Raw genomic sequence first — 16,728 nt, 5'->3', positions numbered from 1 at the left:
ACTTAACTACAAAATACGATAATAGGAGCAACCTATTAATAGGAAAAAACCATCCCAAAATACCTTTTGAGATGGTCTCTTCATCACTGCGCCATTTTCTTTCGGTACATCTTCCCGTTCCAATAGAAGAATCGTGAAGTAAGCCCTCCGTATTTTACAATGCGCCGTGCCATTTTGTTCATATTCTTTTGCGCTGATACTTTTTGGTCTGATAAGTAAATACCAAGTAATCCTCGGCTTATGAGACGATGAAACTTCGCATGAGGCAAATCACCAATGCTCTTCTCTGCTTCTTCTACAAAATGTTTCATACGATCTAATATAGCTTGCTCGTTTTCATAATAACTACAGAAATTCAAATCTCCTCCGATACGGTCTTCTTCTTGATCGATGAAATAATCAAGTAAAATGTGAAGTCCTTGTACGTAAGGAAAGTATCCTTGTCTAATTTTCACAATATCTTCTTCATGTAACTCATCATGAAATGCATATGCTACAAGACAGAAAATTCCAAGCGTAGAACCTGCACATGCTGAAAACTCAAACCAACTCATCGGTGGTAAATTTTCTTTATGCGCTTCAAACCATGTTTTTAAGCGTGGTTCTCTTTCTTCTAACTTCACGTGTTTATGAATTTGCAAATCACAATAATAACAAGCAAGTTCATGAAGAATTGGAGCAATTTTATCATAATGCTTCGTTTTCTTTAAAACATCCTGACATGTTTCAACAAGCTCATCTAAATAACCACCATCATCTTGATCATCACGATAACGATAATAGTTACCGCCCCCTTCAACTTCAGGGCTTAATGCCATTACCATCGACTCATGAAGAGCCGCAAAGTCTTTCGGGTCAAGTGATGTACTACGATCACATAAATTATCTAAATAGTCGCTAATCGTTTGATAAGCTACGATAAAACGAATACATTCCTCACGATGTTCATTTGCTAGTAGCGCTAAAATACCACCGCCCTCGCAATGAAACGTTTTATTTTCAATACTTGCGATCGCTTGACTATGAAGCTCGTCATTCGGAATATGGTAGGCACGCTCTTTCCACATCGCTAGCTCATGGTGTACAACCGGAAACACATCACGGTATACTTTGGCCATGAGCGTTATGGGATTACTCGGTACGTTCACTTCTTCCTTCATCTCCTCTATTAAATGTACAAATAATAATTTATTTGTTTGTTTCTACTATATTATTGACACGTATTTCAGTAAATGACTGAATATAATTCAAAATTTCATCACGCTCATACTCATTTAATAACTCATGATAACAATTAGGCCACTCCTTATATGCCTTATCACTAATTTTAACATTATCAAACCATGTACGGACACGTGTTTTATCTACAAGTTTATCCTCACACGCCTGCATTAGCAAGAGCGGAACATCTGGAAAATCGTCTATTTTCTCATGAGCAATCTCGATGGACTTAATCAATTCACTATACCAACGTACTGATACTTTACGCAAGAACAATGAATCATTCTCCATCGCATCCCTCACTTCATGATTACGAGTTGACATTTCTACAGTGAGATTTGTTGCAAATTGCAATTTTGGAGCAACGACATTTAATATTTTTGAAGCAGCACGAAGCGAAGCGGAAGGTGCAGCTAATACTCCTAAACAAGGTGAGCTTAGTACAATCCCATCTATGTCCTCTCTTTTCGTTTCTTGCATCATACGAATAACGACAAGTCCTCCCATACTATGACCAAATAAAAAAATAGGCAATCTATATTTCCTTGCTTCTTTCACCCATAACTTTATTTCCTTTATGTATTCATCAAATGAGTCGATATGTCCTCTATTTCTTGAAGTGGTTCCGTGTGCTGGAAGATCGCCCATAACGACGTGATAACCGATATGATTCCACATTTCTGCAACTGCTTCATAACGCCCGTGATATTCCATGGCACCATGCACGATAATAATGACGGCTTTCGCTTCCTCCGCTTCATAGTTCCACATACGAAACTCCCCCATTTCACTCTTTTTCATAATTTGATACACTAAAACTAGTCTCTAGGAAAGGAAGGCTTTACATGATATATCCTTACAAAGAAAAAAATCCGAAAATTGCGAGTAGTGCTTTTATCGCTGATTATGTTACCATTACAGGCGATGTGACAATTGGCGAAGAATCTAGCATTTGGTTTAATACAGTCATCCGCGGTGATGTATCACCAACGATAATTGGAAATAGAGTAAATGTACAAGATCAATGTACACTTCACCAAAGCCCCCAGTATCCTCTTATTTTAGAAGATGACGTTACCGTTGGGCATCAAGTTATTTTACATAGCTGCAAAATTGAAAAAGATGCTTTAATCGGAATGGGATCTATCATATTAGATGGCGCTGAAATTGGTGAAGGAGCTTTCATCGGTGCTGGTAGTCTCGTTTCACAAGGAAAGAAAATCCCTCCTAATACGTTAGCTTTCGGTCGCCCTGCGAAGGTCATTCGCGAATTAACAGCAGAAGACCGTAAAGATATGGAACGTATCCGCACACAATACGTTGAAAAAGGACAATATTATAAATCGTTACAAAAGTGATTTTATCGCTGCCATAAGACTGGCAGCTTTTTTTATGAAAAAATCTAACTTTTTCTTTACAAAACCTTATTATCCCCTCAATAAAATCTTATTAAAATAGAAGTTAATAACTCCATATATATGTAAATGAGGGAGGAAAAATCTCATGAAGGTCAGTGGACTATATAAAATAGAATGTTACATCTTCAAAGGAATTAATCGCTACTTTGATCAAAAAACATTAAACATCTTTTTCAGCAATATTACCCATATCGGTGGTGCAAGTTTTTCCATTGCACTTACCCTATTCTTTTTAATTTTCGCAACAGGGAATTTGCATCAAGCTGCAATTGCAACTGCTATTTCTTTGACAATTAGCCATATTCCTGTGCAAATATTAAAAAGATGGTATCCACGAAAACGCCCTTATTTAACAATTCAGGATGCGAAATATCCAGTTCATCCATTAAAAGATCATTCTTTTCCATCCGGACATACAACGGCTGTTTTCTCTGTCCTCATTCCATTTATTTGCTATAATCCAAACTTACTTGCTTTTCTATTACCGTTAGCATTATGCGTCGGTATTTCCCGTATTTATTTAGGGCTTCATTATCCGTCAGATGTATTTGTAGGCATGTGCCTTGGCACTTGCTCTGGCATCATCTCTTTTTATCAACTCATTCCACTCATGTAAAGGAGCGATATGATGAGAGTCGCCATATTTACCGATACATTTACACCACAAGTCAACGGTGTGGCGAAAACTTTGGAACGTTTAACTAAATATTTTCAAAAAGAAAATATCGCCTATTCTGTTTTCGCCCCTCAGCATACGGCAGAAGATAATTTCGTAGCGAATGTGAACAAAATGAGAAGTATCCCGTTAACAATATTATATCCAGAATGTCGCTTTGCCTTTCCTACTCCGCGCATTAAGCGGGAACTTCTTGCCTTTAAACCTGATATCATTCACATCGCTACGCCTTTCAATATGGGACTTTGTGGGTTATATTATGCCAAAAAGTTAAATATCCCAGTTGTCGGTTCTTATCATACTGATTTTGACGCCTATTTACGCTATTACAAAATCGAATTTCTCTCCAATATGCTATGGAACTATTTAAGGTGGTTTCATAGTCATATGCAAAAAAACTTTGTTCCTTCTCCTGAAACATTACATCAATTAAAGAAAAAAGGATTTCAACAGCTCTATATTTGGGGACGTGGTGTAGATTGTACTCTTTTTCATCCAACTTACAATAAAGACCTATTCCGAAAAAAATATAATATTACAGCGAAATATATTCTTTCCTACGTCGGGCGCCTTGCTCCTGAAAAAGATATCGATACTCTTCAAACACTTATTCAAACGACAAACAAAGAACGTGACGATATTCATTGGCTCATCGCTGGAGATGGTCCTCTCGCAAAGGACCTGCATGAAAATGTTCCAAAAACAAATGTGACTTTTACTGGATATTTACAGGGCGCGGATTTAGCTGAAGTCTACGCTTCCTCCGATCTAATGGTATTTCCATCTACTACTGAAACATTTGGGAACGTCGTACTGGAGTCACTCGCATGCGGTACACCTGTCATCGGAGCAAATAGTGGCGGGGTTAAAAATATTATTACAGATGGAAAAACGGGAATTCTTTGTCCACCAAAAGATACAGATTCCTTTCTATCCTCCATCAATTCTTTATTGCAAAATGAAGATCAACTTATGCAAATGGGTATAGCTGCTTCGTCTTATGCTAAATCAAAAAGCTGGGATGAGATCTTTCGTGGCTTACTTGACCAATATGCAGAAGTCCTTCAGCACACTGCATCAGAATTACTCGCTTAAACAGAAAAACTCCCTTCCAAAAAACGAAGGGAGTTTATTACACAGTTATAAATTTTAGTTTAATAAATGATACATAAGGTGAAATATCATTTTATTCCTATATTCATTATAACAAAAAGATACATAACTAAACAGACTTGTAATAAAAACCCATAAAAATTAATATATGGTTATACAGTATTTTTTACTGTATGGTGATTTTAAGAAATCCCATTAAAGTCAACTTACTCACATACCTTTATACAGCAATTGTTCCCCAATTTCTGTATATCAAAAAACCTTTCATTCATTTGAAAGGTCTTTTTGAGCCTGTACGTATTCTGCTTTCGTATTCACATTTATAAACCAATCTACATTCGCTTGTACATCTTCACCAGCAATATATTTCACATTACATTGTGATAAAAGCTGGCCCATACTTCTTTTTTCTTCCTGAAGCAGTTTATCAATTTTACCTTTTACACGTTTATGATATGCTGCAAGTAACGGTTGTTTTCTTCCTTCAATTATAGGCACAATCGCATCATATTCATTGCTCGTTTGCTCTAGTAAAATGGTAAACCATTCATGCGAAACATTTGGCGCATCGCAAGGCATAATAGCGTACCAATCTGCTTCTATATATTCCATTCCTGATACAATTCCAGCAAGTGGTCCATTTCCTTTATAATGCGGAATATCTTCTATAACAGGAACTTGTACAAGTTGCTCTACTCGCTCTTTTATATCAGAATGACTAATGACTACAACTTCTTGTAACGCAGTTGTCATCACTTTCAAAATATGCTCTATAAAAGTACTCCCTTGCCAGCTCGCTAACGCTTTCGGCTCACCAAATCGACTCGACATACCGCCTGCCAATACAATTCCAGCATACTTACTCATTGGCGATGCAGCTCAAATGTAATATGACCTAATTCCGGTAAAATTAATTTATTCATCGCAAGGCGAACTGCCCCGCTAGACCCTGGCATGGAAAAGACAACTTTGCGTCCAATTGTACCACCGATCGCTCTACTTAACATTGCGCTACTTCCGATATCTTCTAAGTAACTTATCATACGGAACAACTCACCAAATCCAACAATTTCTTTATCTAATAACACTGACACTGCCTCAATCGTTACATCACGTTTCGTAATACCAGTTCCGCCATTCGTTAACACGACATCAACATCTTCCCTATGATAACCAGCTAAAACAGCCTGCTGAATACTCTCTTTATCATCTTTCACAATTTCATAAGAGGTCACTTTATGTCCTGCTTCTATTAATAATGCATGTAACAATTGACCACTCTTATCCGTCTCTTCCGTACGTGTATCGGAAATCGTTACAATCTTGCAGCGCACTTCTTTTGGAGCTTGTTTTTTATGTTCAGTTACACTCATTTTTCATCTTTCCTTTCCTAAAGACTTTTCTTCATTTTATCATACATATCTTTACACAATTATGTATGAAGCCAATGATGCACCGTGATACAATATAAGTATATACGACCACAAAAAGGAAAATATACTTTCTTATACGCCTGGACTACACACCATTAACTCTTTAAATCCCCTTATATTTTCTACATAGTAGATTTCATTTTAAATTACAAAATAATTTGGAGGTTCACTCACTATGGAACTATACAAAAAATTAACAACAACATTCATTCTCTTATTTGTTGCTTCCATCACTGTCGGCTTTTCCTTAAAAGGCGCGATTCCATACGCTACATTAGTGAGTATTCTATTCGCAACGCTATTTTTACTGAGCAGTGCTTTTTGCGCAGGAAAAGCACGCCAACTGAAAGGGTGACCGTCTATGTTCCGTAAGAAACCAATCCTTTGTAAATCATGTGAAAAGGAAATACAAACGTATGAAAAAGCGTGGATTCATATGCCATTTCCGGCAAGTGGTATGACAAATATGAAGAAGTATATTGAGCTAGACGGGGAAGTTTATTGTAGTTCTTGCATTCAAGTAGTAAATAAAGTGAAACTTTAATCAGTGGGGATTTTGTTCTTCCCCACTGATTATTAGTTGAACCAATCGGGCTTTTACGAGCAGTTAGCCTCCTACCTAACTTTTTTGCTTTACAGCCGAATTTTGAGGTGGGAGGCTTACTGCCCGTTAATGCGGGATAAAACCAAATAAAAAAAGCTTTGCGACACGCGCAAAGCTTTTTTTTCATATATTATAGACCAGCTTGCTCTTTTAAAGTAGCTGCTTTGTCTGTACGTTCCCATGTAAGATCTACATCAGTACGTCCGAAGTGGCCGTAAGCTGCTGTTTGTTTGTAAATTGGGCGACGTAAGTCTAGCATTTTAATAATACCAGCTGGGCGAAGATCGAAGTTGTTACGAACTAGTTCTACTAGTACGTCTTCAGATACTTTACCAGTGCCAAATGTATCAACTGAAATTGATACTGGTTGCGCTACGCCGATTGCGTATGCAAGTTGTACTTCTGCTTTGTCAGCAAGACCAGCTGCTACGATATTTTTCGCAACATAACGAGCTGCATATGCTGCAGAGCGGTCAACTTTTGTTGCATCTTTACCAGAGAATGCACCACCGCCATGGCGAGCGTATCCACCGTAAGTATCAACGATAATTTTACGTCCTGTTAAACCAGCATCACCTTGTGGTCCACCAATTACGAAGCGGCCAGTTGGGTTAATGAAGAATTTCGTTTCTCCATCCATTAATTCTGCTGGAACTACAGCTTTAATTACATGCTCTTTTAAATCGCGATCGATTTCTTCCCACGTAACATCTGGATGATGCTGTGTAGAAATTACGATTGTATCTACACGTACAGGTTTACCATTTTCATCATACTCAACTGTAACTTGCGTTTTTCCATCCGGACGTAAGTATGATAATGTGTCATCTTTACGTACTTCAGTTAAACGGCGAGCTAATTTGTGAGCAAGCGAGATTGGAAGTGGCATTAATTCTTGTGTTTCATTACATGCGAAGCCAAACATTAAACCTTGGTCTCCCGCACCAATTGCCTCAATCTCAGCGTCAGTCATTAGACCTTCGCGTGCTTCTAGTGCTTGGTCAACACCCATAGCGATGTCAGCAGATTGCTCATCGATAGATGTTAAAACTGCACAAGTTTCTGCATCGAATCCGTATTTTGCGCGTGTGTAACCAATGCCTTGAATTGTTTCACGAACGATTTTTGGAATATCTACGTAAGTAGAAGTCGTAATTTCCCCCGCTACCAATACTAAACCAGTTGTTACAGTTGTTTCACAAGCTACACGTGCATTTGCGTCCTTTGCTAAGATCGCATCTAAAATTGAATCAGAAATTTGGTCACAAATTTTATCTGGATGTCCTTCAGTTACAGACTCAGATGTGAACAGATGACGTTTTTTTGTCATGTGGTAAACCTCCCTACAGTAATTGTATATATTGTACGGAACTCATCCTTAATTTGCCACAAACTGCGACATACATTTATTCTCCCACACAAGCATACAGAAAAACCTTTCCTACTTAACATAGAGGAAAGGTTTAATTTGCTACTTGCATACTGCTTTTTGCCCTTTGCTCTTATCGTTCGAGACCGTTAGCCTCGCACAGGTTTTAGCACCTATTCACCTGTATTTACCACTACAAGTGAGGTTGCTGGGCTTCATCGGGCCTGTCCCTCCGCCAGCTCGGGATAAGAGAGTATCCGTCCCAACCTATACTAAAGAAATGATATTCATTTGTCAATTAATATTCACATTTTCCTGAAAGTTTTTCTCAATACCCATATAATGAAATATTAATAGGGAAATGATACATTCACACAAACAAAAATAAATAAATAGTATACATTATTTATATAATTGTGTTATACTATTGATGGGGATTACGAGAAATATTTCATTAAATGAAAAGGATGGTATATAAATATGAGTACTGTGAATGTCCAAATTGGTTTACATGAATTATTGAACGGAAGCAATGCACAGATTCAATTAAGTGTTCCGCAATTAGTGGAAAAAGTATTAATGCGAAACGAAGGGAAATTAACTTCTACTGGTGCCGTTTCTGCTTCAACAGGAAAATACACAGGACGTTCTCCTAAAGATAAATTTATTGTGAAGGAAGCATCGGTTGCTGACAAAATTGCTTGGGGAGCCGTGAACCAACCGATCTCTGAAGAACATTTTAATAAATTATATATAAAAGTTTTAGAATACTTAAAAGAAAAAGAAGAGTTATTCATCTTCAAAGGATTTGCTGGCGCTGATCGCAACTATCGCCTACCAATTCAAGTTGTTAACGAATATGCATGGCATAATTTGTTCGTACATCAATTGTTTATTCGTCCAAATGAAGAAGAATTAGCAACTCACGAATCAGAGTTCACAATTGTTTCTGCACCAAACTTCAAAGCAGATCCAGCAATTGACGGTACAAATTCTGAAGCATTCATTATGGTTTCATTCGAAAAACGTATCGTACTAATCGGTGGTACAGAATATGCTGGAGAAATGAAAAAATCAATCTTCTCTATTATGAACTTCTTACTACCTGAACAAGACATTCTTTCTATGCACTGCTCTTCAAACGTAGGCGAAGAAGGCGACGTAGCACTATTCTTCGGTTTATCTGGAACAGGCAAAACAACATTATCTGCTGATCCAAACCGTAAATTAATCGGTGACGATGAGCACGGTTGGTCTGATAACGGCGTATTCAATATTGAAGGCGGTTGCTATGCAAAATGTGTAAACCTTTCTCATGAGAAAGAACCACAAATCTTCGATGCAATCAAATTTGGTTCAGTTTTAGAAAACGTTGTCATTGATGGTCAAACACGCATCGCTGACTATAACGATACTACTTTAACAGAAAATACACGTGCTGCATACCCTATGCATGCGATTGACAATATCGTACTGCCAAGTGTTGCAGGACATCCAAATACAATTATTTTCTTAACTGCTGATGCATCTGGCGTATTGCCTCCAATCAGTAAGTTATCAAAAGAGCAAGCTATGTACCATTTCTTAAGCGGTTACACTAGTAAGCTAGCAGGAACAGAGCGCGGTGTTACATCTCCGCAAGCTACATTCTCTACTTGCTTCGGTTCACCGTTCTTACCGCTTGATGCATCTCGTTATGCTGAAATGCTTGGTGAAAAAATCGAGAAACATGATGCGAAAGTATTCTTAGTAAACACTGGCTGGACTGGTGGCGAATACGGCGTTGGTAAACGTATGAACTTAGGTTACACTCGTGCAATGATTCAAGCAGCACTAAGCGGTGAACTTGCTAAAGCTGAAACTGCAAAACACGACATCTTTGGCCTTGAAGTACCTCGTCATGTTCCAGGTGTACCTGATGAAGTATTAATGCCTGAACAAACTTGGGCTGATAAAGATGCTTACAAAGCGAAAGCAATTGAGCTTGCAAACGAATTTAAAGAAAACTTCAAAAAATTCGATAGCGTTTCTGAAGCTATTATTAACTTAGGCGGTCCAATCGCTTAATTACAAATTTTCTGTTGGAATAACCCTTTTACTCATATGAATAAGTGTCGTGTAACCGTAAAGTTCCGCGTACTCACCGACAAAACCCAATGCGGCTTAACGGTTACACACACTTACATAAAAAAGAAGCTTACGTTAAAAACGTAAGCTTCTTTCTATATCTTATATAAAGTGAAACTTTAATCCCTTCATCTATTGCATATCAATACCCGTAAACTTACAGAAAATTCATTTTATAATCATTCATTTGTAGTTTCCTATGATACAATTTACATATAAAGGAAAGGGTGAGGCCCATGAAAAATTTTTCTCGTACAGGAAAAATTTTATTCAGTTATGGAGCGATTCAAATGTTTTGGGGACTTGTGATGCTTAACGTTAATTTATTTGAGCATACAAGTGAAACGATAAAATACATTATTCTAATTACCGGAATAGTTTGTTGTATTGTATCCAACTTTTTTAAAGAACCTAAGAGTCATACTACTAAGTGATTTCATATTAACTTATTGGAAGCGGAAACCTATATTTTATACAAAGTTACGCTTCCTGTTGTACTATCCACCACCGGATCCCTTATTCCAGAGTAAGCCAATTTTCAATTTAAATAACCAGATTTTCATTTATACAAACCACGGCTTCGAACATATAAACTATTCCCCACTCACTACATCCTTCTGGTTTCACACCGCATGGGACTAAAAAAGGATCTGACCGCTTCTATCCACCGCCAGATCCTCTATTCCATCTAAAAAAACTCCAAACCTAATTTTCAATTGATATACTCGGATTTTCACACATACAAATCAAGGCTTTGAAAATATAAAGAGATCTCTCGCTCACTTGCTCCTTCTGGTTTCACACCGCATGTGGCTAAAAAAGGCCCTAACCGCTTCTATCCGTCGCTGGATCCTCTATTCCATCTAAAAAGAGGCTCTTTTAGCTCTTTTAACCCTTTGTTAATTCTTCTTCATCCTTCATACTATAATAACCTAAATTAATAACGATTAAGAAATAACCACCCAGAATACCTACTGCAAATGCCCACATTACCATATGATGCTCAATTTCGTACATAATAATAGCACCCAAAATTGCAGCTGCAAAGCGATTAAACATACCAAGCGTCGGCGCTTTCGTCTTCTTTACTATACTATCTCCAAGCTTTTCGATACGCCTTCCTAAAATCCAAACACAATACATGCTTACAATAAGTCCAATTCCTGCACCTAGAAAATGTGCTGAAAACGGTGTTAACATCCAGCCTAATAACAGAATACCTAGTAGATAATACGATTGAATTTTAAACGACCTTAATGACATACTAATCATATTGTACTCCCCTTCAATAGTTTTTATCTATCTAACCAAAGCTATATAACTCATTTCTTTCGAGTCCATACTACTAAAAATTCATTTCACTCAAATTTTAAAAACATAAACATACTGTTTATGTTTTTAAAATGCTTTTAGGAAATAATATTATACAAGATTTCTAATATAGAATCCCTCATAAATGTGACGTTTTTCAAAACATTTTCGTCCAATTATGAAAAAATTGATATCAATCTATGAACATACGGATATGATGTAATAAGCACATAAATAAAGGGGGCGTCTAATGATTTATTTTTTAATGGCTCTCATTCATCTCATTGTTCCTGCACTTATTGGACTTTCATTATATTGGTACATGAAAAAACATAGTATTTTCTATGCTGTCCTCGGTGTTCTTCTTCCAGGTATTATTCTTATTACACTCTTCCGTATTCCTTTTCTTAATTTAATCCCACTTATTACTGCCATTTTATTCCTCGTATTTTTACCAAAAATAAAAAAATAGGAAAGCAGATCATAGGTGATCTGTTTTCCTATTTTGATATAGGTTCTTGCACGATAGAATTAGCTTCTACTTTCTCTGATTTCACAAACCATAAACCGAAGAAAATGATGATTCCACCGATTATTTGTTGAAACGATACATATTCATTTGCCCATACAGCTGCAAATAAAACAGCTACAAGCGGCGTAATATACATATATACCATCGTATGTGACGCACCAATTTTTTGAACACCAACATACCACATGACTAAACCGAATACTGTTACAAAGAAAACAGAATATAGTAAAGCAAATAGTGTCATTCCGTGTGTAATGTGAAATGGCATGACAAATACATGTGGACCACTTAACAATAAAAGCGGAATCGCTCCAACTAATGTCGACCATGCAGTAACACGTAATGCTGAGTATTTTTTAATAAGCGGCCCTGCTAAAACGGGATAAAGTCCCCAACATATTGATGTAATAAGTCCAATCCCATTTCCGTAGAAAGAACTAGCGAGTGAATGCCCCGCTACTAAAACTAAGGTAGCACCAATAAAGGCAATCATGGAACCAACTAACTTTCGAGAGGAGAATTTTTCTTGTTTCAAGAAAATCGCAAATAAAGTTGTAAAAATAGGTGAAATAGATATGAGTAAAGAAGCATTTGTAGCGGATGTGTATTTTACAGTTTCCATAAATAACGTTTGATACAGTACAATACCTACAACGCTAACGATGATTAATCTTGGTATATCTTTTCGCTCCATATAAAGTGACTTTTCGATAAAGAACGTAAGTAATAACAGTAGTGGTGCTGCTGTCATCATTCGAACTGCAGTAAACTCAATTGCTGTAAATTCTAAAAGTCCATATTTCGCAATCGTATAGTTAATCCCCCAAATAATAACGACACTTAAAATTAATAATTCAATTCCCCATCTTCTCATGCGCAACCCCCTCCGCAAAGAGAATTATACAGAAAATTCAACTATATGTACATTTCATTATGTGAAAAAATCCATAAGAAAAAGGAGCATATTATATACTCCTTCTCTCTTCATTATACTCGAACATGTAACTTCATATTCGGATTATAAAACTGGCTTGGGCTCTTCAGCTGGAAAGTCCCTCCAACTTCATGCCAATCAACTGTTAATTTATCATCCATAAATACAAGCTTTGTGCGATCTGCAATAAAGTTTAGTATGCTTGATTCGATATCTACATCGCGCTCATCTTTCTCTGAAACGGCTACTAAATCAATAATCCCGCTCATAACACAACCGCAACCTTCATTATCATAAAATAACTTTATATATTTCGTTTCACTTGGAATCGTATCCATAATCTTTTTATATGCTGCCTCTGTTACAGTAACGTACATGTGTTAACCTACATCCTCTCTTCTCGTATCATTTATATATTGTACCACCATTTTTCTTGAATCTTATATGCAGAAAATTAAGACTACTATAAAATATATGTGATAAAGTGAAACTTTAATCAGGGAGGTATCCATCCCCCTCTGATTATTAGCCCACGCCAATCAGGCTTTTACGGGCAGTTAATGCGTGATAAAGGAGGTTGTATCACTGATGTTCAAACTACAGCGATATCTCATTTTCTTATGTCTATTAGGTAGCTTTTTTATTTCTAGCGGAATGATATTACAACATATACTTCCCTATTCTCCTTCTATTGGCTGGATTCTAGGTTTTATTTGTTTCCTATCCGCTTCTTATTTTTCCATAAAAAAATAAAAACAACTAACAAAGTAAGAACTATCTTAAGGAGGATTACCAAACATGCCAGCCTTAAAAGAAATAGAACAATAACTTAATCATTTATTACAGGAGAAATCCATTGCCATATCGACAATGATTATGGTAGGCATAAATACTCACTCATTATGGATTATGCGAAAGAAACAAATATGTCACTCATCGGTGTGTCACACTCTGCCTCTGAATATTTAGTGAAAGAGACATTGATGTATGATTGGTTTAAAGAGAATTTTGATGTAGATGTTACTTTGATTCCGCAGGAGACCTGGTGGTTATAAAACTAATAACACCTCCCCTATTTTTAAAATCTATATACACAATACGATCGACCACACAAAAATATAGAATCTACAATATATATATAGTAGTTCTACTTTTAAAACTATATTTTCAAAAATATAGAAAGGAGATAATATATGTACCAACGCAATTGCTTTAGTTGTGACGGTAGACGCAACAGCGGTTCTATCGGCAGTACTGGACCTACTGGCGCTACTGGACCTACTGGCAATGCCGGGTCCGGTTTGCAAAGTACTACCGCTTTTAGTCTAGCAGCCGCTCCTAACTATAAAACGGGACAAGTTGTCACTTACACGAGTAGCGGCTATGTTGTAAAAAAAGATGCACCTCAAGGATTTCCGAATGTGTCTCAAGATTATATCTTATTGGTAGAAGGTGGTCCTACCGGATCTATTGGTTCTACCGGGGCTACTGGCTCTACCGGACCTACTGGCTCTACCGGGGCTACCGGACCTACCGGGGCTACTGGCTCTACCGGGGCTACTGGCTCTACCGGACCTACCGGGGCTACTGGAGCTACTGGTTCTACTGGAGCTACTGGTTCTACTGGTTCTACTGGTTCTACTGGTTCTACTGGTTCTACTGGTTCTACTGGTTCTACTGGTTCTACTGGTTCTACTGGTTCTACTGGTTCTACTGGTTCTACTGGTTCTACTGGTTCTACTGGTTCTACTGGTTCTACTGGTTCTACTGGTTCTACTGGTTCTACTGGTTCTACTGGTTCTACTGGTTCTACTGGTTCTACTGGTTCTACTGGTTCTACTGGTTCTACTGGTTCTACTGGTTCTACTGGTTCTACTGGTTCTACTGGTTCTACTGGTTCTACTGGTTCTACTGGTTCTACTGGTTCTACTGGTTCTACTGGTTCTACTGGTTCTACTGGTTCTACTGGTTCTACTGGTTCTACTGGTTCTACTGGTTCTACTGGTTCTACTGGTTCTACTGGTTCTACTGGTTCTACTGGTTCTACTGGTTCTACTGGTTCTACCGGAAACACCGGGCCTACTGGCAGCATTGGACCACTGGTATTACTGGACCTACCGGAATCACTGGGCACACCGGTAGCAGTTCAGCAAAAAGCATCCTTTTCCAAGGAACTAACGCTGAGTTTCAACGTATAGCAGGTGCTCCAGCAGTTGATTCCAATATTATTCCTTATGTAATTGCTGGATCTGGAAATATAGCTGGTTTTTCTGCATCTATAAATGTAAATAATTTGCCTATAGAAGTTTATACAATTCAAATCTGCACTAATGTCCCAACAAACCTTTCCGCCCCTACCTCTGATCACGTTATATCTACTATTACTTTTACCACTACGGCTAAAATCACTGGAACAATCACATTTACTATTACTCCTTCAGACGTTGGAGCACAGCTAGTTCAAGTGTATGACCCTACCCCTTTACCAGGACCTGCCACTGTTATTTGGACTAGTACAACAACTGGAAATCCAGTTTCAAGAGGAGACGCATTATGCCTTTATATTAGCCCTGGGATTACTGACAGTGCTATATACTCTATTTTTCTAATTACCTCTATTTAAACTGTACTCTATAGAAAAAGCTTTAATCAGTAGGGGGATCCCTTCCCTACTGATTATTGGTTGAACCAATTGGATCTTAACGCAAGATAAATTAAAAAACATCACTTTTGATTAAGTGATGTTTTCTATTTATCTCTTACACTATCATTAAATCGGCAACATAATCTCAACAGTCGTTCCAACTCCAACTTCACTTTCAAAGTTCAATTTACCGTGGTGATCTTTAATAATTTTTTCCGTAACTACTAATCCTAAGCCTGTTCCAGTTTCTTTCGTTGTGTAAAAGGCTTCATTTAGCTTCGGAATTTTATCTTTCGGAATGCCGCATCCCTCATCTATAATTTGAACAATGATCACATCTTCCACTATAACTTTTACAGTAATAGTTCCGCCAACTGACATTGCTTCAATCGCATTTTTTATTAAATTAAAAAATACTTGTTTCAATCGTTTTTCATCACATGTAATTGAAGGTATATCTTTACTATAAATAGCATGCATTTTTATCCCTTGTTCTAAAGCTGGCTTTTCCATAACCCTGATAACATAAGAGATGATTTCTTTAATATTATGCGTTTCAGATTCTACCGATTTAGATTTCTCAAACCCATTTAGTTCTGTAGCAATTGTATGAATTCGCTCTACTTCCTGTCTCATAATTTCACTATAAATTTTATCTTCTGGATATTTTTTCGCTTGCTTATTCACAAGTTTTTTCAATTTTTCTAACGGTCTTCTAATCTTATCGCCAATTACTGTCGCCATTTTTCCAACCATTGCTAATTTTTCTACATTTCGTATTTCTTTATCCATCATTTCAAGTGTACGAACGTAAGATTGGAATCTTAAAAATATAATCCAACATATAATAACAAACACGCTATATAATGCTATTGGGATAAGAACAATAAAGGATTGAACAACGAATCCCATAAGTGCATATTTCCCAACAATAGTTCCGGCGACTAACCAAAAGTACCTCTTATTCACAAATATCGGTGCAAATAAAATAAAGAATCCTTCTACTATATTCCCGCCATCAAATTCCGCATCACTTCCGTAATAAATAATGAAGTTATTAATAAAATCCAATATATTATAGCCAATTAAAATAATATACTTCACAATATACGGATTTTTCCATTTCATAAAATAAAGTCCTATAAAGAATAATCCAACCATCAAACTATATAGCCATAAACCCAATCCTTCTCCAAAAGCATCTGCTAGTTTTTGATTTTTATCTGATAAAAGGACAATAGCTTTTTCAGCAAAATCATACGCAAAAAATATAACGAAGAATAAGCTTAAAAATATTATTAATGCCTTTATCTCTTCTTTTTCAAATATATTGCCTTTTTCCATAT

Annotated in this window: 18 protein-coding genes, 1 pseudogene and 1 riboswitch; of the genes and pseudogenes, 10 read left to right on the top strand and 9 right to left on the bottom strand. The window is 36.9% G+C overall.

Annotation, left to right across the window (positions count from 1 at the left end; all coding sequences use genetic code 11):
* Nucleotides 1–83 precede the first annotated feature (83 nt).
* Entirely contained in the window at nucleotides 84–1,148 is a 1,065-nt protein-coding gene (locus I6L50_RS09250; protein ID WP_002138728.1) for a tetraprenyl-beta-curcumene synthase family protein, read from the bottom strand.
* A gap of 40 nt (nucleotides 1,149–1,188) precedes the next feature.
* Entirely contained in the window at nucleotides 1,189–1,992 is an 804-nt protein-coding gene (locus I6L50_RS09245; RefSeq protein WP_002089108.1) for an alpha/beta hydrolase, read from the bottom strand.
* A gap of 74 nt (nucleotides 1,993–2,066) precedes the next feature.
* Here I6L50_RS09245 and I6L50_RS09240 point away from each other — a divergent pair, with 74 nt between their 5' ends.
* From I6L50_RS09240 to I6L50_RS09230, 3 genes are all read left to right on the top strand, one after another.
* Nucleotides 2,067–2,579, top strand: a complete 513-nt coding sequence (locus tag I6L50_RS09240) for a gamma carbonic anhydrase (protein ID WP_219301169.1) — start codon at nucleotides 2,067–2,069, stop codon at nucleotides 2,577–2,579.
* A 145-nt stretch (nucleotides 2,580–2,724) separates the two neighbouring features.
* A complete protein-coding gene (locus tag I6L50_RS09235) occupies nucleotides 2,725–3,255 on the top strand; it encodes a phosphatase PAP2 family protein (RefSeq protein ID WP_002034412.1) in 531 nt (176 codons plus the stop codon).
* Between the two features lie 12 nt (nucleotides 3,256–3,267).
* Nucleotides 3,268–4,410: a glycosyltransferase family 4 protein gene (locus I6L50_RS09230; protein WP_219301168.1), complete on the top strand. Its 1,143-nt coding sequence runs from the start codon at nucleotides 3,268–3,270 to the stop codon at nucleotides 4,408–4,410.
* Nucleotides 4,411–4,692: 282 nt separating this feature from the next.
* Here I6L50_RS09230 and I6L50_RS09225 read toward each other — a convergent pair whose 3' ends face one another.
* Together I6L50_RS09225 and I6L50_RS09220 are read right to left on the bottom strand one after the other, a co-directional pair.
* Nucleotides 4,693–5,295 carry a molybdenum cofactor guanylyltransferase gene (locus I6L50_RS09225; protein ID WP_219301167.1) on the bottom strand — a complete coding sequence of 201 codons (603 nt, stop codon included), beginning with the start codon at nucleotides 5,293–5,295 and terminating at the stop codon, nucleotides 4,693–4,695.
* Nucleotides 5,292–5,801 carry a MogA/MoaB family molybdenum cofactor biosynthesis protein gene (locus I6L50_RS09220; RefSeq protein WP_002015669.1) on the bottom strand — a complete coding sequence of 170 codons (510 nt, stop codon included), beginning with the start codon at nucleotides 5,799–5,801 and terminating at the stop codon, nucleotides 5,292–5,294. Before I6L50_RS09220 ends, I6L50_RS09225 begins: the two co-directional genes overlap by 4 nt.
* Before the next feature lie 235 nt (nucleotides 5,802–6,036).
* Between I6L50_RS09220 and I6L50_RS09215 the strand changes: the two genes are divergently transcribed.
* A complete protein-coding gene (locus tag I6L50_RS09215) occupies nucleotides 6,037–6,216 on the top strand; it encodes a hypothetical protein (RefSeq protein ID WP_219301166.1) in 180 nt (59 codons plus the stop codon).
* Nucleotides 6,217–6,222: 6 nt separating this feature from the next.
* Nucleotides 6,223–6,405 carry a hypothetical protein gene (locus I6L50_RS09210; RefSeq protein WP_002067721.1) on the top strand — a complete coding sequence of 61 codons (183 nt, stop codon included), beginning with the start codon at nucleotides 6,223–6,225 and terminating at the stop codon, nucleotides 6,403–6,405.
* 190 nt (nucleotides 6,406–6,595) lie between these two features.
* On the opposite strand, the gene metK is transcribed toward I6L50_RS09210, so the two are convergent.
* The gene (metK, locus tag I6L50_RS09205; RefSeq protein ID WP_002112417.1) at nucleotides 6,596–7,795 is read right to left on the bottom strand and encodes a methionine adenosyltransferase; all 1,200 of its coding nucleotides are present in this window, start codon (nucleotides 7,793–7,795) and stop codon (nucleotides 6,596–6,598) included.
* 169 nt (nucleotides 7,796–7,964) lie between these two features.
* A riboswitch (SAM riboswitch) is annotated at nucleotides 7,965–8,086 on the bottom strand.
* A gap of 228 nt (nucleotides 8,087–8,314) precedes the next feature.
* Between metK and pckA the strand changes: the two genes are divergently transcribed.
* Together pckA and I6L50_RS09195 are read left to right on the top strand one after the other, a co-directional pair.
* Nucleotides 8,315–9,901: a phosphoenolpyruvate carboxykinase (ATP) gene (gene pckA / locus I6L50_RS09200; protein WP_002089118.1), complete on the top strand. Its 1,587-nt coding sequence runs from the start codon at nucleotides 8,315–8,317 to the stop codon at nucleotides 9,899–9,901.
* 296 nt (nucleotides 9,902–10,197) lie between these two features.
* Nucleotides 10,198–10,395 carry a hypothetical protein gene (locus tag I6L50_RS09195; protein WP_002089120.1) on the top strand — a complete coding sequence of 66 codons (198 nt, stop codon included), beginning with the start codon at nucleotides 10,198–10,200 and terminating at the stop codon, nucleotides 10,393–10,395.
* Nucleotides 10,396–10,849: 454 nt separating this feature from the next.
* Here the strand turns inward: I6L50_RS09195 and I6L50_RS09190 are convergent, their stop codons facing one another.
* On the bottom strand, nucleotides 10,850–11,233 hold the full coding sequence (locus I6L50_RS09190; RefSeq protein ID WP_002089121.1) for an ATP synthase subunit I: 384 nt from the start codon (nucleotides 11,231–11,233) through the stop codon (nucleotides 10,850–10,852).
* Between the two features lie 289 nt (nucleotides 11,234–11,522).
* Here I6L50_RS09190 and I6L50_RS09185 point away from each other — a divergent pair, with 289 nt between their 5' ends.
* Nucleotides 11,523–11,744, top strand: a complete 222-nt coding sequence (locus I6L50_RS09185; protein ID WP_002015710.1) for a hypothetical protein — start codon at nucleotides 11,523–11,525, stop codon at nucleotides 11,742–11,744.
* A 28-nt stretch (nucleotides 11,745–11,772) separates the two neighbouring features.
* Here I6L50_RS09185 and I6L50_RS09180 read toward each other — a convergent pair whose 3' ends face one another.
* The gene (locus I6L50_RS09180) at nucleotides 11,773–12,678 is read right to left on the bottom strand and encodes a DMT family transporter (protein ID WP_113938151.1); all 906 of its coding nucleotides are present in this window, start codon (nucleotides 12,676–12,678) and stop codon (nucleotides 11,773–11,775) included.
* 113 nt (nucleotides 12,679–12,791) lie between these two features.
* Nucleotides 12,792–13,115, bottom strand: coding sequence for an iron-sulfur cluster biosynthesis family protein (locus tag I6L50_RS09175; protein ID WP_219301165.1), 324 nt, complete (start codon nucleotides 13,113–13,115; stop codon nucleotides 12,792–12,794).
* 456 nt (nucleotides 13,116–13,571) lie between these two features.
* Here I6L50_RS09175 and I6L50_RS09170 point away from each other — a divergent pair.
* A pseudogene (locus tag I6L50_RS09170) lies at nucleotides 13,572–13,793 on the top strand (Nif3-like dinuclear metal center hexameric protein); the annotation flags it as partial.
* Nucleotides 13,794–13,931: 138 nt separating this feature from the next.
* Nucleotides 13,932–14,936, top strand: a complete 1,005-nt coding sequence (locus I6L50_RS35995; RefSeq protein WP_483861633.1) for a hypothetical protein — start codon at nucleotides 13,932–13,934, stop codon at nucleotides 14,934–14,936.
* A gap of 572 nt (nucleotides 14,937–15,508) precedes the next feature.
* Here the strand turns inward: I6L50_RS35995 and I6L50_RS09160 are convergent.
* Nucleotides 15,509–16,726: an ATP-binding protein gene (locus tag I6L50_RS09160; RefSeq protein WP_219301163.1), complete on the bottom strand. Its 1,218-nt coding sequence runs from the start codon at nucleotides 16,724–16,726 to the stop codon at nucleotides 15,509–15,511.
* Between the last annotated feature and the right edge of the window lie 2 nt (nucleotides 16,727–16,728).

Source organism: Bacillus sp. FDAARGOS_1420 (assembly GCF_019344915.1).
Lineage (GTDB): Bacteria > Bacillota > Bacilli > Bacillales > Bacillaceae_G > Bacillus_A > Bacillus_A mycoides.
The sequence above is the reverse complement of the archived record's forward strand: the minus strand, read 5'-3'. Positions and strand labels throughout refer to the sequence as shown.

Excerpts from the sequence above, each read along its gene's own strand:
- I6L50_RS09225 (WP_219301167.1), bottom strand. The coding sequence starts at position 5,295 with ATGAGTAAGTATGCTGGAATTGTATTGGCAGGCGGTATGTCGAGTCGA.
- I6L50_RS09160 (WP_219301163.1), bottom strand. The coding sequence starts at position 16,726 with ATGGAAAAAGGCAATATATTTGAAAAAGAAGAGATAAAGGCATTAATA.
- I6L50_RS09245 (WP_002089108.1), bottom strand. The coding sequence starts at position 1,992 with ATGTGGAACTATGAAGCGGAGGAAGCGAAAGCCGTCATTATTATCGTG.
- I6L50_RS09195 (WP_002089120.1), top strand. The coding sequence starts at position 10,198 with ATGAAAAATTTTTCTCGTACAGGAAAAATTTTATTCAGTTATGGAGCG.
- metK (WP_002112417.1), bottom strand. The coding sequence starts at position 7,795 with ATGACAAAAAAACGTCATCTGTTCACATCTGAGTCTGTAACTGAAGGA.
- I6L50_RS09190 (WP_002089121.1), bottom strand. The coding sequence starts at position 11,233 with ATGATTAGTATGTCATTAAGGTCGTTTAAAATTCAATCGTATTATCTA.
- I6L50_RS09175 (WP_219301165.1), bottom strand. The coding sequence starts at position 13,115 with ATGTACGTTACTGTAACAGAGGCAGCATATAAAAAGATTATGGATACG.
- I6L50_RS09235 (WP_002034412.1), top strand. The coding sequence starts at position 2,725 with ATGAAGGTCAGTGGACTATATAAAATAGAATGTTACATCTTCAAAGGA.
- I6L50_RS09230 (WP_219301168.1), top strand. The coding sequence starts at position 3,268 with ATGAGAGTCGCCATATTTACCGATACATTTACACCACAAGTCAACGGT.
- I6L50_RS09240 (WP_219301169.1), top strand. The coding sequence starts at position 2,067 with ATGATATATCCTTACAAAGAAAAAAATCCGAAAATTGCGAGTAGTGCT.
- I6L50_RS09210 (WP_002067721.1), top strand. The coding sequence starts at position 6,223 with ATGTTCCGTAAGAAACCAATCCTTTGTAAATCATGTGAAAAGGAAATA.
- I6L50_RS09220 (WP_002015669.1), bottom strand. The coding sequence starts at position 5,801 with ATGAGTGTAACTGAACATAAAAAACAAGCTCCAAAAGAAGTGCGCTGC.
- I6L50_RS09185 (WP_002015710.1), top strand. The coding sequence starts at position 11,523 with ATGATTTATTTTTTAATGGCTCTCATTCATCTCATTGTTCCTGCACTT.
- I6L50_RS35995 (WP_483861633.1), top strand. The coding sequence starts at position 13,932 with ATGTACCAACGCAATTGCTTTAGTTGTGACGGTAGACGCAACAGCGGT.
- I6L50_RS09215 (WP_219301166.1), top strand. The coding sequence starts at position 6,037 with ATGGAACTATACAAAAAATTAACAACAACATTCATTCTCTTATTTGTT.
- I6L50_RS09180 (WP_113938151.1), bottom strand. The coding sequence starts at position 12,678 with ATGAGAAGATGGGGAATTGAATTATTAATTTTAAGTGTCGTTATTATT.
- pckA (WP_002089118.1), top strand. The coding sequence starts at position 8,315 with ATGAGTACTGTGAATGTCCAAATTGGTTTACATGAATTATTGAACGGA.